General features: G+C 71.6%; 15 protein-coding genes. 5 read left to right on the top strand and 10 right to left on the bottom strand.

Annotation, left to right across the window (positions count from 1 at the left end; all coding sequences use genetic code 11):
* Positions 1-14 precede the first annotated feature (14 nt).
* The 3 genes from ACFY2K_RS18490 to ACFY2K_RS18480 all read left to right on the top strand — a co-directional run bounded on the left by ACFY2K_RS18490 (position 15) and on the right by ACFY2K_RS18480 (position 1,998).
* Entirely contained in the window at positions 15-662 is a 648-nt protein-coding gene (locus ACFY2K_RS18490) for a DedA family protein (RefSeq protein WP_375894613.1), read from the top strand.
* Positions 662-1,324, top strand: coding sequence for a phosphatase PAP2 family protein (locus ACFY2K_RS18485; RefSeq protein ID WP_375894497.1), 663 nt, complete (start codon positions 662-664; stop codon positions 1,322-1,324). The genes ACFY2K_RS18490 and ACFY2K_RS18485 overlap by 1 nt, the downstream gene beginning before the upstream one ends.
* Positions 1,325-1,482: 158 nt before the next feature.
* Positions 1,483-1,998, top strand: a complete 516-nt coding sequence (locus tag ACFY2K_RS18480; RefSeq protein ID WP_375894499.1) for a pyridoxamine 5'-phosphate oxidase family protein — start codon at positions 1,483-1,485, stop codon at positions 1,996-1,998.
* Position 1,999: 1 nt separating this feature from the next.
* Here the strand turns inward: ACFY2K_RS18480 and ACFY2K_RS18475 are convergent, their stop codons facing one another.
* Positions 2,000-2,650 (bottom strand): DUF3592 domain-containing protein, encoded by a 651-nt coding sequence (locus ACFY2K_RS18475; protein ID WP_387712521.1) that lies wholly within the window; start codon positions 2,648-2,650, stop codon positions 2,000-2,002.
* A gap of 329 nt (positions 2,651-2,979) precedes the next feature.
* Between ACFY2K_RS18475 and ACFY2K_RS18470 the strand changes: the two genes are divergently transcribed.
* Positions 2,980-3,123 (top strand): DUF397 domain-containing protein, encoded by a 144-nt coding sequence (locus ACFY2K_RS18470; RefSeq protein WP_387712558.1) that lies wholly within the window; start codon positions 2,980-2,982, stop codon positions 3,121-3,123.
* Between the two features lie 92 nt (positions 3,124-3,215).
* Here ACFY2K_RS18470 and ACFY2K_RS18465 read toward each other — a convergent pair whose 3' ends face one another.
* The 8 genes from ACFY2K_RS18465 to ACFY2K_RS18430 all read right to left on the bottom strand — a co-directional run bounded on the left by ACFY2K_RS18465 (position 3,216) and on the right by ACFY2K_RS18430 (position 9,368).
* Entirely contained in the window at positions 3,216-3,413 is a 198-nt protein-coding gene (locus tag ACFY2K_RS18465; protein ID WP_375894504.1) for a hypothetical protein, read from the bottom strand.
* Between the two features lie 97 nt (positions 3,414-3,510).
* Positions 3,511-3,753 (bottom strand): hypothetical protein, encoded by a 243-nt coding sequence (locus ACFY2K_RS18460; RefSeq protein ID WP_387712518.1) that lies wholly within the window; start codon positions 3,751-3,753, stop codon positions 3,511-3,513.
* Positions 3,754-4,174: 421 nt separating this feature from the next.
* Positions 4,175-4,495, bottom strand: a complete 321-nt coding sequence (locus tag ACFY2K_RS18455) for a DMT family transporter (protein ID WP_375894509.1) — start codon at positions 4,493-4,495, stop codon at positions 4,175-4,177.
* Positions 4,496-4,502: 7 nt separating this feature from the next.
* Positions 4,503-5,210: an HAD family hydrolase gene (locus ACFY2K_RS18450; protein ID WP_380525192.1), complete on the bottom strand. Its 708-nt coding sequence runs from the start codon at positions 5,208-5,210 to the stop codon at positions 4,503-4,505.
* Between the two features lie 64 nt (positions 5,211-5,274).
* Positions 5,275-6,360: an ABC transporter ATP-binding protein gene (locus ACFY2K_RS18445; protein ID WP_375894514.1), complete on the bottom strand. Its 1,086-nt coding sequence runs from the start codon at positions 6,358-6,360 to the stop codon at positions 5,275-5,277.
* A 31-nt stretch (positions 6,361-6,391) separates the two neighbouring features.
* A complete protein-coding gene (locus tag ACFY2K_RS18440) occupies positions 6,392-7,201 on the bottom strand; it encodes an ABC transporter permease (RefSeq protein ID WP_375894617.1) in 810 nt (269 codons plus the stop codon).
* The gene (locus ACFY2K_RS18435) at positions 7,201-8,190 is read right to left on the bottom strand and encodes an ABC transporter permease (RefSeq protein WP_387712514.1); all 990 of its coding nucleotides are present in this window, start codon (positions 8,188-8,190) and stop codon (positions 7,201-7,203) included. Before ACFY2K_RS18435 ends, ACFY2K_RS18440 begins: the two co-directional genes overlap by 1 nt.
* Positions 8,191-8,198: 8 nt before the next feature.
* Positions 8,199-9,368: an ABC transporter substrate-binding protein gene (locus tag ACFY2K_RS18430; protein WP_375894520.1), complete on the bottom strand. Its 1,170-nt coding sequence runs from the start codon at positions 9,366-9,368 to the stop codon at positions 8,199-8,201.
* 399 nt (positions 9,369-9,767) lie between these two features.
* Between ACFY2K_RS18430 and ACFY2K_RS18425 the strand changes: the two genes are divergently transcribed.
* A complete protein-coding gene (locus ACFY2K_RS18425) occupies positions 9,768-10,547 on the top strand; it encodes a GntR family transcriptional regulator (RefSeq protein WP_375894522.1) in 780 nt (259 codons plus the stop codon).
* 60 nt (positions 10,548-10,607) lie between these two features.
* Here ACFY2K_RS18425 and ACFY2K_RS18420 read toward each other — a convergent pair whose 3' ends face one another.
* Positions 10,608-12,197: a TauD/TfdA family dioxygenase gene (locus ACFY2K_RS18420; RefSeq protein WP_387712511.1), complete on the bottom strand. Its 1,590-nt coding sequence runs from the start codon at positions 12,195-12,197 to the stop codon at positions 10,608-10,610.
* Positions 12,198-12,480: the final 283 nt, after the last annotated feature.

Raw genomic sequence — 12,480 nt, 5'->3', positions numbered from 1 at the left:
CCGTTCACCTCGCGATGGGCACCCACCTCGCCGTGAACCCGCTGGACGCCTCCTCGCTGCTCGCCGCCTTCGGGGCGTTCGGCATCGCCGTGGTGCTGTTCGCCGAGACCGGCCTGCTGGTGGGCTTCTTCCTGCCCGGCGACTCGCTGCTGTTCACCGCGGGCCTGCTCTGCGTGCCCGGCGCCACCAAGGGCCCGCAGCTGCACCTGTGGCAGGTGCTCCCCGCCGCCCTGATCGGGGCGCTGGCCGGGGCCCAGGTCGGCTACCTGATCGGCCGGCGCGGCGGCCGGGCACTGCTGAGCCGCACCAAGCGCAAGAGCCTGCTGGAGGGCGCGGCGCGGGCCGAGGAACTGCTGGCCAAGTACGGCCACGGCAAGGCGATCGTGCTGGCCCGGTTCATCCCGGTGGTCCGTACGGTGCTGAATCCGCTCTGCGGCGTACTCGAAGTGCCGGTCCGCTCGTTCACCTTCTGGCAGGTCGCGGGCGGTGCGGTCTGGACCGTCGGCGTGGTGCTGGCCGGGTACGGGCTCGGGTCCTCGATTCCCGGGATCGACCAGTATCTGCTGCCGATCATCGGTCTGGTAGTAGTTGTCTCCGTGCTCCCCATTGTTCTCGAACTGTTCCGCGCCCGTAAGGCGCGCCGTCACGGAGGTGACGTGTGATGTCCTCTCGGGCTCTCGCCGTGTACGACGGCAGTGGCATCGACGGCGGCCTCTACACCCAGGTGAACAAGTGGGCGCAGTCCGCCCCGACCTGGCTGGACGACGTGATCAAGGTCTGGTCCGCGATCGGCCTCGGCCTGTTCGCCCTGTTCATGCTGTACGCCTGGTGGCGTGCGCGCGGCGCCGACTCCGCGGTGATGGCCAAGGTGCTCGCCTCCCCGGTGATCGTGGTCGTCGCGTACGGCCTCAACTCCGTGCTCAAGGGCATGGTCGAGGAACTCCGGCCGTGCGCGCAGATCAAGGGCAGCGTCTCGCTGGAGACCTGCCCCGCCGCCGGGGACTGGTCCTTCCCCAGCAACCACTCGGTGATCGCCTTCGCCGCCGCGATCTCGCTCTGGTTCGTCAGCCGCCGGCTCGGCGTCGTCGCCACCGTCTTCGCGGCCCTGATGGCCGCCTCCCGGGTCTGGGTCGGCGTGCACTACCCCCACGACGTGGCGGTCGGCGCCCTCGTCGGCACCCTGGTCGCGCTGGTGCTGGCCCCGCTGGCCGGACGCTGCGGACCGCTCGTCGACAGGATGCGGTCGGGCGCGCTGCGCCCCCTGCTCGGCCCCGGCACGGTGCCGGTGGTGACCCGCGGGTACGCCTCGCACCGCGCGCAGTAGAACCCGTAGAACCCATTTCGTGAGCGGCCCGCCCCTTGTCCGGTTTCGGACGGCGGGTGGAGCATGTGAGCCGGGCGTGCGGCCCCTGACGGGGGCGCCGCCCGGCTCAGTCGTGCTCGGGGCGCGAAGGCACCGGGCGCCAGCGGAGGGAGTGCCGAATGCCGTACCGACTCGACGTCACGCAGGGGGACTGGCCGGGCGACCTGCTGCACAAGGGCGTCGAAGGACTGCTCGCCGAGGCCATGGTGCTCACCCTCGCCACCGCCGGCCACGAGCACGGACCGCACGCCAACCTCGCCTTCTTCGCCTACGACGAGGACCTCGTCCTCTACTTCGTCAGCGAGCGCTCCACCCGGCACAGCCACCACCTCGCCGAGGAGGCCCGGGCCGCCGCCACCGTCTTCCTGCCGCCGCCCGCCTTCGGCGAGCAACTGCGCGGACTCCAGCTGACCGGCAGCGCGGGCGAGGCCTGGGGGCACCAGGCGGAAGCCGCCCTGGCGGCCTACCAGGGGCGGTACCCGGCCTTCGCCCAGGACGAGGAGGTCCGGCGGCAGTACCTCACCGGGGGCGGCGCGGCGGCGCTGTACCGGTTCCAGGTCGAGGACCTCACGGCGGTCGACGAGCCCAACTTCGGACGGCGCAACTACCTGCGGGCCCGAGTGGTGCGGGAGTAGCTCACCGCCCGTCCCGCGGGCTGCCGCCGATGACGAGGCCGCGCCGGTACGGCACCCGGCGCGGGCGCCCGTTGCGGACCACCGACACCCCGAGACCGGCCGTGCCCGCCAGCAGGACGGCGTTGAGGCCGAGGGCGACGGCCCCGTCCCTGAGGAAGTCGACGTTCTCCGGGAGGCGTGCCTCCGCGACACCCCTGGGGTCGTAGCGGACGGTGAGCCGGTCGCCGACCGCGTGCGAGTGCAGGCCCGCGGACACCATGCCGTTCGGGATCGGTACGCCGTTCTCGTCGGCGACCTCGTACGACGAGCTCGGCTGCTTGCCCTGCGGGCGGTCGTGCACCGCCGTGACACGGGCGGTGGCGGTCACCCCGGACGTGCTCAGGATCACCGAATCCCGGGCCGACGCCACCGACCCCAGCGCGAGGAGCCACAGGACCGCGCCGAACGCCGCCATCCAGCAGCCCAACGCCGCCCCGAGCAGCCGGACCACGCCCACGACCCAGGCCACCCCGACCACCAACCCGAGCAGCGACGCCGTACCGAAACCGATGTACGTGCTCACCGCCACCAGCCCGAACGTCCCGACCGGCACCGCCGCCACCAGCGCACCCGCCAGCGCGACCGTCCCGCGACTCGTCCTCTTCCCCGCCACTGCTACCCCCGCTCCTCGATGCGCCGGGGTGGAACGCTACGCCCGGATCCTTCCGCCCCTCGGGCGGGGGCTCAGGCTCGTCGATGACGCCGTCGCGTGCTCCCGATGGGAGTAGGAAGTCGGCCGGTCCGACTTCCCGGTCATCATCGTCGGCACCGACAGGCGGCCGCGGAGGACGCCCCGGTAAGAGCGGGTGGCCAAGTCGCCCTTCACCTCGATGACTTCGGCCAGGACGAGGGGCGCCCCCGGCGTGGCGATCTACAACTCGGCGGCCGTCATGGTGACGGTCTCGCCGACGGCGGGTACCCACAAGTGCTGCACCTGCCACGATCGGTCGATCGGCATGCTCAAGCAGCAGCAGCGAGCAGGGTGGGGCCTGTGTAAAGGCGCAGCGGCTGACCTCGGGGATCGTGATCCGCGACTCGAAGGACAAGGGCGGCCCGAACCTCCAGCTCACCCTCGAGGCCTGGTAGGGCCTCGTCGCGGGCATCAGGGCCGGCGAACTCGGCTGGTTCGGAGCGCGGGCGGCTCCGGCGGGGCCGGAGCCGCCCGCAACGACGAAACCTCAATCGGGTGGGATCGGGGCTTCCTCGGTGTCGAGGAAGAGGTAGGCGTGGACCTTCGTCAGGTAGTCGTACATCTCCTCCTCGGTCTCGAACTCGACCCAGGTGAGTTCGCAGTACTCACCCCGGGTGAGATCCCGCTCGGCGAAGAGTTGAGTGAACCACTTCTGGAGTTCTTCACCCCATATGGGGTTCGACATACTGATGGTTCTCTTCAAGCGATCCATGTAGGAGAAGGCCATCTCGACATTGAGGTAATGCCGCATGAATCCGGCGAGTTCAGGTTCCATGACGTCCTTATGGATACTTTCCCGCTGCCGGGTTGGCGTAGGAGGTGACCAGATGCCGCTTTCCATGTGCATCGGGTTCGTAGAAGGTAGCGATTTCCCCGCCTTCGAAGTCCACTGGCAGGTAGCGGCTCGGATCCTGCGGATCCTTGTAGAAACCGGTGAAGCGTTTGTGGCCGTCGGGTCCGAGGATATCTTCGATCGGGACCGGACTGTTGAGTGGGCGTCTGTTCTCCCTGATGTACTTCCGCATGTACTTGTCGACCGCGACCAGATCCGCGGGATCGTCGTACCGGGTGGCGTAAGGCTCGCACTTGTGAGCCCTTGCCCTTGCCGCCGTAGTACCGGCCCCAGAACGTGCCGAAGGCGTCGATGGCGGGGCCGTGGTTGTTGGCGACGATGGCGGCGGCGTAGTGGACCTCGGTGGTGCCGGTCGGGGGCGCCGAGGGTGTCCCAGGGTTGGGCGAGGGCGGGTCGGAGGCTCTTGCCGCTGGGTGAGAGGCTGGTGGCCTGGGGGTCGAACTCCGGTAGCTGGCGGGAGAGTTCGCGGTGGACGAAGCGGCAGTGGTGGGGCCTGGGGGCGGTCATGGGAACGCGGTAGCGAACGGGCCGGGTCGGGGTGCCGGTGTTCCGGTGCTCCGACCCGGCCCGGGGGCAGACGAGTTGACGACTAGTCAGTGGCCGCCCTTGAGGTTGAGGACGACGACTCCGACGATGATCAGGGCGATGCCGAGGATCTGCACCTTGCCCAGTGATTCGCCGAAGGCGACCACGCCGATTCCGGCGACCGCGGCCGTTCCGGCGCCCGACCAGACGGCGTAGGCGACGGAGACCGGGATGTGCTTGAGGGCGCGGCCGAGGAGGTAGAAGGACAGCGCGTAGCCGACCCCGACGCCGAGGCTGGGCCAGAGGCGGGTGAAGCCCTCGGTGAGTTTGAGGCAGCTGGTGGCGCAGACCTCGCTCAGGATGGCGAGGGCGAGCAGGACGTAGGGCATGTCGCTGTCAAACGGCCGGGGCGGTGGAGAGCTTCCCCAGCAGGGCCAGGTCGGCGCGCTCCAGGCTGTCCAGCAGGGTGATCCGCCGGCCGTCGGGCATCGGGACGGCGCTGGAGGGGACGGCGAGCACCGCGCAGCCGGCCGCGGCGGCGGAGGTGACCCCGGTGGGGGTGTCCTCGACGGCGACGCAGGTGGCCGGGTCGAGGCCGAGCCGCTCGGCGGCGGCCAGGTACGGGTCCGGCGCGGGCTTGGTGCGGGGGGTGTCCTCGGCGGCCATGGTGACGGCGAACCAGTCGCGGCCGATGGAGGACAGGACGAGGTCCACCACCAGGCGCGGGGAGGCGGAGACCAGCGCGGTGGGCACCTGTGCGTCGCGCAGGGCCGCCAGCAGGGCGAGCGCGCCGGGGCGGGGCACCGTCTCGGCGGCGACCTTGGCGGCGAAGGACTCGCCGAGCACCGTGGCGAGCTCGGCCTCGGGACGGCTGGTGCCGCTGACCCTGTGCAGGTGGGCGGCGGTGTGCTCGACGGCCTGGCCGAGCACCTCGGGGGCGTCCTGGTCGGTGAGCGGGTGGTCCAGCTCCTCGGCGAGTTCGGCGGCGGCCTTCCACCACAGCTGCTCGGTGTCGACCAGGGTGCCGTCCATGTCGAAGAGGACGGCGGCGGGGAGGGGGACGGGGGCGGAGGGAGTGGGAACGGGCGGGACGGTTTCAGGCATGGCGGTACCTTCGGTGGTTCTTCTGAGGGTGCAGAGGCGGTAACGAGGATCCCAGACGGGCCGCTCAGGCGGTGCGGCGGTCCACCAGTACCGGGCGCTCCGGCAGGGTGAGCTCGGCGCGCGCGCCGGCCGGGAGGGCGGCGGCGGCCTCGGTGGGCAGGTCGGCCTTGACCTCGGTGCCGTCGTCGAGGCGGACGGTGAGCCGGGTGACGGCGCCCAGGAAGGACGCGGTGACCACCTGGGCCGGGCCGGTCGCGGACGGGGTGAGGACGACGTTCTCCGGGCGGACCAGCACCTGGAGTTCGCCGTCGGCGGGCGCCGTGCCGTCGACCGCGTGCCGGCGGCCGAGCACCTCGACGCCGTCCGGGGTGCGGGTGCACGGGATGCGGCTCATGGTGCCGACGAACTCGGCGACGAAGGGGGTGGCCGGCCGGCCGTACAGCTCGGACGGGGTGGCGCACTGCTCCAGCTTCCCGGCCCGCAGCACGGCGACCCGGTCGGCCATGGACAGCGCCTCCTCCTGGTCGTGGGTGACGAACAGGGTGGTGATGCCCAGCTCCTGCTGGAGGCGGCGGATCTCCTCGCGCAGCTGGAGGCGGACCTTGGCGTCCAGCGCGGACAGCGGCTCGTCCAGCAGCAGCACGCGCGGCTGGAGGGCGAGGGCGCGGGCGAGCGCGATGCGCTGCTGCTGGCCGCCGGACATCTGGTGCGGGTAGTGCTCGGCGCGGTGCGGCAGGCCGACCAGTTCCAGCAGCTCCTGGGCGCGCTTGCGGCGCTCGGCCTTGCCGGTGCCGCGCATCCGCAGCCCGAAGGCGACGTTGTCCAGCGCGGTCAGGTGCGGGAAGAGGCTGTACGACTGGAACACCATGCCCGCGTCGCGCTTGTGGGCGGGGATCGAGGTGATGTCCTGTCCGTCGACCAGCACCTCGCCGGAGTCGTGCTGCTCGAAGCCGGCCAGGATGCGCAGCGCGGTGGTCTTGCCGCAGCCGGACGGGCCGAGCAGGGCGAGCAGTTCACCGGGCCGGACGGTCAGGTCCAGACCGTCGAGGGCGGTGGTGGCGCCGAACGCGCGGCGCAGCGAGCGGAACTCGACGGTGGCGCCGCCGGCGGCGGTCGCGGCCCGGGAGGCGGTGGCGGTGGCCGTGGTCATGGCTGGTAACTCCTGGAGAACGGGGGGTGGTTCAGGACCGGGCGGCCTTGCGGCCGCGGCCGACGGCGGACATCAGCAGCAGGACGAGCCAGACGATCAGCAGGCTGAGCATCGACACCGCGACGGACATCTGGCCGTCGCTCTTGCCGTTGGAGTTGATCCACACCGAGAAGGGGCCGAAGCCGAGGATGGAGGCGGTGGTGAACTCGCCGAGCACCAGGGCGACGGTGAGCACGGCGCCGTTCAGCAGCGCGCTGCGCAGGTTCGGCAGGACGACGGTGAACACCGCGCGCAGCCAGCCGGCGCCGCAGTTGCGGGCGGCCTCGACCAGGGTGACCACGTCCACGCCGCGCAGTCCGGCGTCGATGGCCCGGTAGGCGAACGGCAGGGCCATCAGCACGTAGGCGATGACCAGGACGATCGGGAAGTCCGGGTTCTGGATGGCCACCATGGTCTGGAAGAACGGGGTGTCCTGGAGGTAGTCCGGGCCCCAGCGCAGCACGCCGATGATGCCGGTGGTGAGGGCCACCACCGGGACGACCAGCGGCATCGAGCACATGACCTCGATGACCGGGCGCAGCTTCGGCGCGCCGAGCCGGGCGGCGAGCACCGCGGGGACGAGCAGGAGCAGCAGCACCGCCACGGTGACGACGGCCAGTTCGAGGCTGAGCACCAGGCTGTCGGTGAAGCCGGGGGCGTTCAGCAGCTCGGTGTAGGCGCGGAAGGTGGTGCCGTTCTTGTGGTCGTCGACGCTGAAGACCACCGACGAGACCAGCGGCACCGCGAAGTAGATCCCGCAGAGCAGCAGGACCAGGCCGCGGCCGAAACGGATGCGATTGATCAGGCGAGCCACTTGGCACTCCGGCGCTGAAGGGGCAGGTACACGGCCATCACCAGGCAGGCGACCACGATCATGTCGAGGCCGAGGGCGAGGGCGAGGTTGCCCTGGCCGACCAGGACGTTGCCGGACAGCGCGTCGCCGATCTGCATCGAGATCAGCGGCACCGAACTGCCCACCATGGCCTCGGCGGTGGCGTACGCGGCGAAGGAGGCGCCGAACAGCAGCACGAAGCCGCCGAGCAGCGAGGGCAGCAGGACGGGCAGCGCCACGTGCCGCCAGTACTGCAGGCCGGTGGCGCCGTTGTTGTACGCGGCCTCGCGCCACTGGACCTTGAGGCCCTCCAGGGCCGGGGTGATGGTGATGACCATCAGCGGCACCAGGAAGTACAGGTAGACCACGGACAGGCCGGAGAAGGTGTAGAGGTTCCAGCCGTGCGCGGTCAGGCCGAGCTTTTTGGTGACCTCGCCGGAGTTGCCGAGGGTGGCGACGAACATGAAGGCCAGCGGGACGCCGCCGAAGTTGGCGAGCACGCCGGAGGCGGACATCACGGCCTCGCGGAAGGCGCGGAACCGGGAGGTCGCCACGGCCTGGGCCAGCGGCAGGCCGACCACGGTGGCGATCAGCGCGGTCAGCAGGGAGAGCTTCACGCTGCCCCACAGGGCCGTCCAGTAGGCGCCCTGGAGCGAGCCGGTGAGGTTGTCGAGGGTGAAGGCGCCGCCGCCGTCGGGGGCGTCCGAGGAGGTGGTGAAGGCGCCGATGACGATCGCGACGGCGGGCAGGCCGAAGCCGATCGCGAAGAAGAGGACCAGGGGGAGGGCGGCGAGCCAGGCGCGGCTGCCGCGGGCCCGGCGCGCGGCCGGGCGGGGGGCCTCGGTGTGCACCGTGGTGGCGGTGACCGGGGCCGGGGCGGGGGAGACGGGGCCGGGGGCGCCCCCGCCGCTCTGGGCGGCGGAGGCGCTGGCCGGCACCGGGGTGGGAGCCGTAGTCATCAGTCAGATCAGCCCGAGATCGCCTTGGCCCAGTTCTCCGTCACGACCTTCTTGGCCGCGGTGGTCTGGTCGTCGGTCGGGAAGGTGGTGAAGGGCTTCTCGATGGCCGGGAGCTTGGCGGCGGCGGCCGCGTCCAGGGTGCCCGCGGCCTTCATGGCGTCGAACAGGGCCGGGGTGGCGTAGCCGCCCAGGTAGCCGTTCTGGCCCTCCGCGCTGTAGAGGTACTCCTCCCACAGGCGGGCGGCGGCCGGGTGCGGCGCGTCCTTGTTGATGGCCTGGTTGTAGAAGCCGGCGTAGATGCCGTCGGACGGGATGCTGACCTGCCAGTCGATGCCCTTGTCCTTGAACTTGTCGGTGTAGCCGGCGTTCAGGTAGGACCAGTCGACGCTGATCGGGGTCTCGCCCTTCTCGATGGTCGCCGGGGTGACCTCGACCGGGTTGAAGTTCCCGGCCTGCTTGAGCTTGCCGAAGAAGTCGATGCCGGGCTGGATGTTGTCCAGCGAACCGCCGTTGGCCAGGGCGGCGGCCATGACGGCGCTGTACGCGGCGTTCGCCTTGGTCGGGTTGCCGTTGAGCGCGACCATGCCCTTGTACTCGGGCTTGAGCAGGTCGGCGAAGGTCTTCGGGCAGGCCGACACCTTCTTGGCGTCGCAGGCGATCGAGACGTAGCCGCCGTAGTCGTTGTAGCTCAGACCGTTGGCGTCCTTCATGGAGGCCGGGATCTTGTCGAAGTCGGCGACCTTGTAGGGGGCGAACAGGCCCTGCTTGCCGCCGGAGGTGGCGAACGCGGCGCCCAGGTCGACCACGTCGGGGGCGCGGTCCTGGCCCTTACGGGACGTGATCGCGTTGATCTCGTCCTGGCTGGAGCCGTCCGGGTTCTCGTCCTCGATGTCGATGCCGTACTTCGCCTTGAAGCCGTCCATCAGCTTGCCGTAGTTCGCCCAGTCGCGCGGCAGCGTGATGACGTGCAGCTTGCCTTCCTTCTTGGCGGCGGCGACCAGGGCGTCCATGCCGCCGAAGTCGGCGGCCGAGGTGGCGGTCTTGGCGCTCTTGCCGCCCGCGGCGTCGCTGCCGGACTTCGCGGTGGAGGAGCCGGCGGAACCGCAGGCGGTGAGGGACAGCGCGGCGGCGGTCAGGACGGCCGCGAAGGCGGCGGAGCGGGCACGGTGCACGGACACGGGTCAGTCTCCTGATCGGGTGTACTGCGAAGGGGGTGCTGCACGGGAGTGGTGTCCGATCTGATCGGGGGATCGATCGTGCGAGTGGCCGGGGCGCGGATCCGTCGGTGGCCCGTCGGGAGATCCGTCGGGGTTCCTTGCCGCGTTCGTCCGGTATCCGTTCGGAACCGTCCGAGTTGACTAGCCAACTTCGCTGACGGAGGTAAGTAACCCGAAGTTCGGTGACGGGAAGGTGAACGGACGGCCCAGAACCGGGGTCGGCTGCGGGAACGGTGGAATCCGGCCATCGGTGCGTGATCCGTTCGGTGCGATGCTCGAACGGCGCAGCGGGATAAGGTCGGGCTGTCCGTGCCGGTACGGCTGCGCTGGACACCGCCCCTGGAGGGTCAATTGAGTGACGTGGCAGTAGAGCCCGGGCGCCCAGTCGAGCGCACGGCCGGAGCCCTGTACCGCAAGGTGGCCGCAGATCTGCGCGAGGCCATCACCACCGGCGCGTACGGCGAGGCCGGCCGGCTGCCCGCCGAGGGCGCGCTGGCCGAGCAGTACGGGGTCTCCCGCGGCACCGTCCGCCAGGCGCTCGCCGTGCTGCGCTCCGACGGGCTGGTCACCTCCCGCCGCGGCACCCGACGGGTGGTGCTCGGCGGCGCCCGGGTGCAGAGCTTCTCGGAACTGCTCAGCTTCACGCACTGGGCGTACTCGATGGGCGAGGAGCCCGGCGGCATCCTGGACTCCCTGGTGCGCCGACCGGCCGACGCGGCCGAGCGCGAGCAACTGCGGCTGGAGCCCGGCGCCGAGGTGTACGTCACGGTCCGGCTGCGGACGCTGTCCGGCACCCCGGTGATGGTCGAGCGGACGATCTACCCGCCGCGGGTCGGCGAGATCGTCGCCGAGCTGCCGCCGGACGTCGTCTCGCACACCGAGGTGCTGCGCGAGCACGGCATCCTGTTCACCGACGCCGACCACACCATCGACATCGTCGCGGCCAACGCCGAGGACGCCCGACTGCTCGGCTGCCGCCGGGGCGGCCCGCTGCTGCGCGAGCGACGGCGCACCACCGACCCGACCGGCACGCCGGTGGAGTGGTCCCAGGACCGCTACCTGCCCGGCACGGTGGCGTTCAGCGTGCACAACTCGCTGGCCACGTCGGCGCTTTCGCGGCACGCCCGGGAGCTGGACTGAGCTCCCGGGCGTCGTTCGGGGTTCCTGCGCGTCCTACGTGTCCTGCGCGTCCTGCGCGTCCTACCGCATGAGCGAGGCGAGCAGCGGGCGGTAGTGCTCGAAGTCCGGCGTCCGCAGGCCCGGCTCCTTCGCCTGCTCGTCCCACCTGCGCACGGCCACCGCGTCGACGGCGCCCGGGAGTTCGGCGAAGGCGGCGGCCTCCTCGGCGTCCATCGGGCCGCCCTGGACGGTGAGGGTGTACTCGGAGGCCTCGGAGAGCCGGGCGCGGTAGCCGGGCTCGACCGCGCACAGGTAGCGCTTGGCGGCCACGTGCAGCCGGACCGGCTCGGTGACCTCCGGGCCGAACCAGGCGGCCAACCGGTCGGCGCCGGTGTGGCTGTGCCGGTTGTCCTGACCTTCCATCAGATCCCGTCCGTGCAGCGGGCTGTGGCCGTGCTCATCAAAGAAGTGTCCGACGTCGTGCAGCAGGGCCGCGGCGACCAGGTGGCCGGGGGCCCCGGCGGCCTCGGCGGCGGCCGCGGCCTGGAGCATGTGCTCGGCCATGGTGACGGCCTCGCCCAGGTACTCCCCGGCGCCCTCGCCCGCGAACAGCCCGGCCAGTTCGTCCAGGGCGGCGGTGCGGCGGTGCAGCACGGCGAGGGTGCTGTGCAGGGAGTCCAGGTCCGCGTAGCAGCCCTGGAGGTGCCGGTGGCCGTCCTGCTGGAAGGCCGTACGGGCGTGCAGCAGGCGGGTGTTGTCGAAGACCAGGCAGTCGCCCGGGCCGAGCCGGAAGGTCAGCTGGAGCTCGGGGCGCAGGGTGATCGCGGCGAAGCGGCGGTAGGCCGCGTAGAAGGCTTCCCGGTCGTCGCCGCGGAGGGTGCCGATCGAGCGGTTGTTGAACCGGACCTCGCGGATCCGGCCCAGTGGGTCCACGTCGATCAGCGGGCGGTCGGCGCGCAGTTCGGTGCGGCGGTCGCGGAAGACGAAGGGGACGGGCGTGCGGGTGAGCGTCGCGAAGTGCTCGGGGGCCTCGTCCCGGAGGATCGCGGCTGCCTGGAAGCCGTCCACCAGGCCGGAGTCGCCGCCGGTCGCCGAGTTCTCCAGGCAGTGCAGCAGCTGGAGGGTCGGCACCGGGTCGCGGTACGGGTTGTCGGTGTGCGGGGCGATCGTCCTGTTCGTGAACGCGAGGTTGTTGGGGTCCGGCTCGACCCGGACGTCGAACAGCTCGCCGTAGTTGGTGACCCGCACGTAGCCGAAGCTCTCGGCCACCCGCAGCACCTGCCGCTCCACGGTGGGCACCCCGCGCAGCACCGCGAAGCCGCTGCGCCGGACGGCGGCGAGGACGGCGGCCTGCTCGGCGGGGTCGGTGAGGTAGGCCTCCCAGTCGGCCTCGGGGATGCCGTGGGCGAAGTCGGCGGCCGTCCAGAGCCGCTTGTCCTGCTCGGTGCGGCCGTCGCCGCCCGCCGGCTCGGCCAGCCAGGCGAGCGGGTAGCGGGAGCGGTGGCCGTCGGACCAGAGCACCTCCAGGTGGCCGTCGGTCTCCGTGCTCGCGGCGATCGCGAGGTCCGGCGGGAGGTCGTCGATCTGGAACAGCTTCTGGCCGTTGCGCGGGTCCCGGCAGTCGGCGCAGGGGCAGTTGTCGCGCAGCCAGTACGGCGGCAGCTCGGTCACGGTCTCCTCCTCGGCGGTAAGTTGTCTAGCCAACTTCGGCTCTGGGCGGAGCCTGCCGGTCCCCGGTGAGTTCCGCGTGCCGGTCGGATGAACGCCCGGGGAACTGTGTCGGGGGGAGTGACCGAAAACCGTTGGGGCGGGGCCGGGCCGGGCGGATGGTGCCGCGCCGACCGGCGGCCAGGTGCCGTCCGCTCCGGCCGTTCGGGTGAGGGGGCGTGGGGCGCGGCGCGTTTCTCGGTGGGTGCGGATGCCGCTGCGGCACTGTCGGGGGGATTCCCCGAGG

The organism is Kitasatospora sp. NPDC001309 (assembly GCF_042896295.1).
In the GTDB taxonomy this organism is placed as follows: Bacteria; Actinomycetota; Actinomycetes; order Streptomycetales; family Streptomycetaceae; genus Kitasatospora.
This window is presented reverse-complemented; position numbering and strand designations above follow the sequence as displayed.

Bases quoted from the DNA above. Each gene is read 5' to 3' on its own strand.
- ACFY2K_RS18455 (WP_375894509.1), bottom strand. From the start codon at position 4,495: ATGCCCTACGTCCTGCTCGCCCTCGCCATCCTGAGCGAGGTCTGCGCC.
- ACFY2K_RS18465 (WP_375894504.1), bottom strand. From the start codon at position 3,413: ATGTCGAACCCCATATGGGGTGAAGAACTCCAGAAGTGGTTCACTCAA.
- ACFY2K_RS18490 (WP_375894613.1), top strand. From the start codon at position 15: ATGGGCACCCACCTCGCCGTGAACCCGCTGGACGCCTCCTCGCTGCTC.
- ACFY2K_RS18460 (WP_387712518.1), bottom strand. From the start codon at position 3,753: ATGCGGAAGTACATCAGGGAGAACAGACGCCCACTCAACAGTCCGGTC.
- ACFY2K_RS18485 (WP_375894497.1), top strand. From the start codon at position 662: ATGTCCTCTCGGGCTCTCGCCGTGTACGACGGCAGTGGCATCGACGGC.
- ACFY2K_RS18450 (WP_380525192.1), bottom strand. From the start codon at position 5,210: ATGCCTGAAACCGTCCCGCCCGTTCCCACTCCCTCCGCCCCCGTCCCC.
- ACFY2K_RS18445 (WP_375894514.1), bottom strand. From the start codon at position 6,360: ATGACCACGGCCACCGCCACCGCCTCCCGGGCCGCGACCGCCGCCGGC.
- ACFY2K_RS18435 (WP_387712514.1), bottom strand. From the start codon at position 8,190: ATGACTACGGCTCCCACCCCGGTGCCGGCCAGCGCCTCCGCCGCCCAG.
- ACFY2K_RS18480 (WP_375894499.1), top strand. From the start codon at position 1,483: ATGCCGTACCGACTCGACGTCACGCAGGGGGACTGGCCGGGCGACCTG.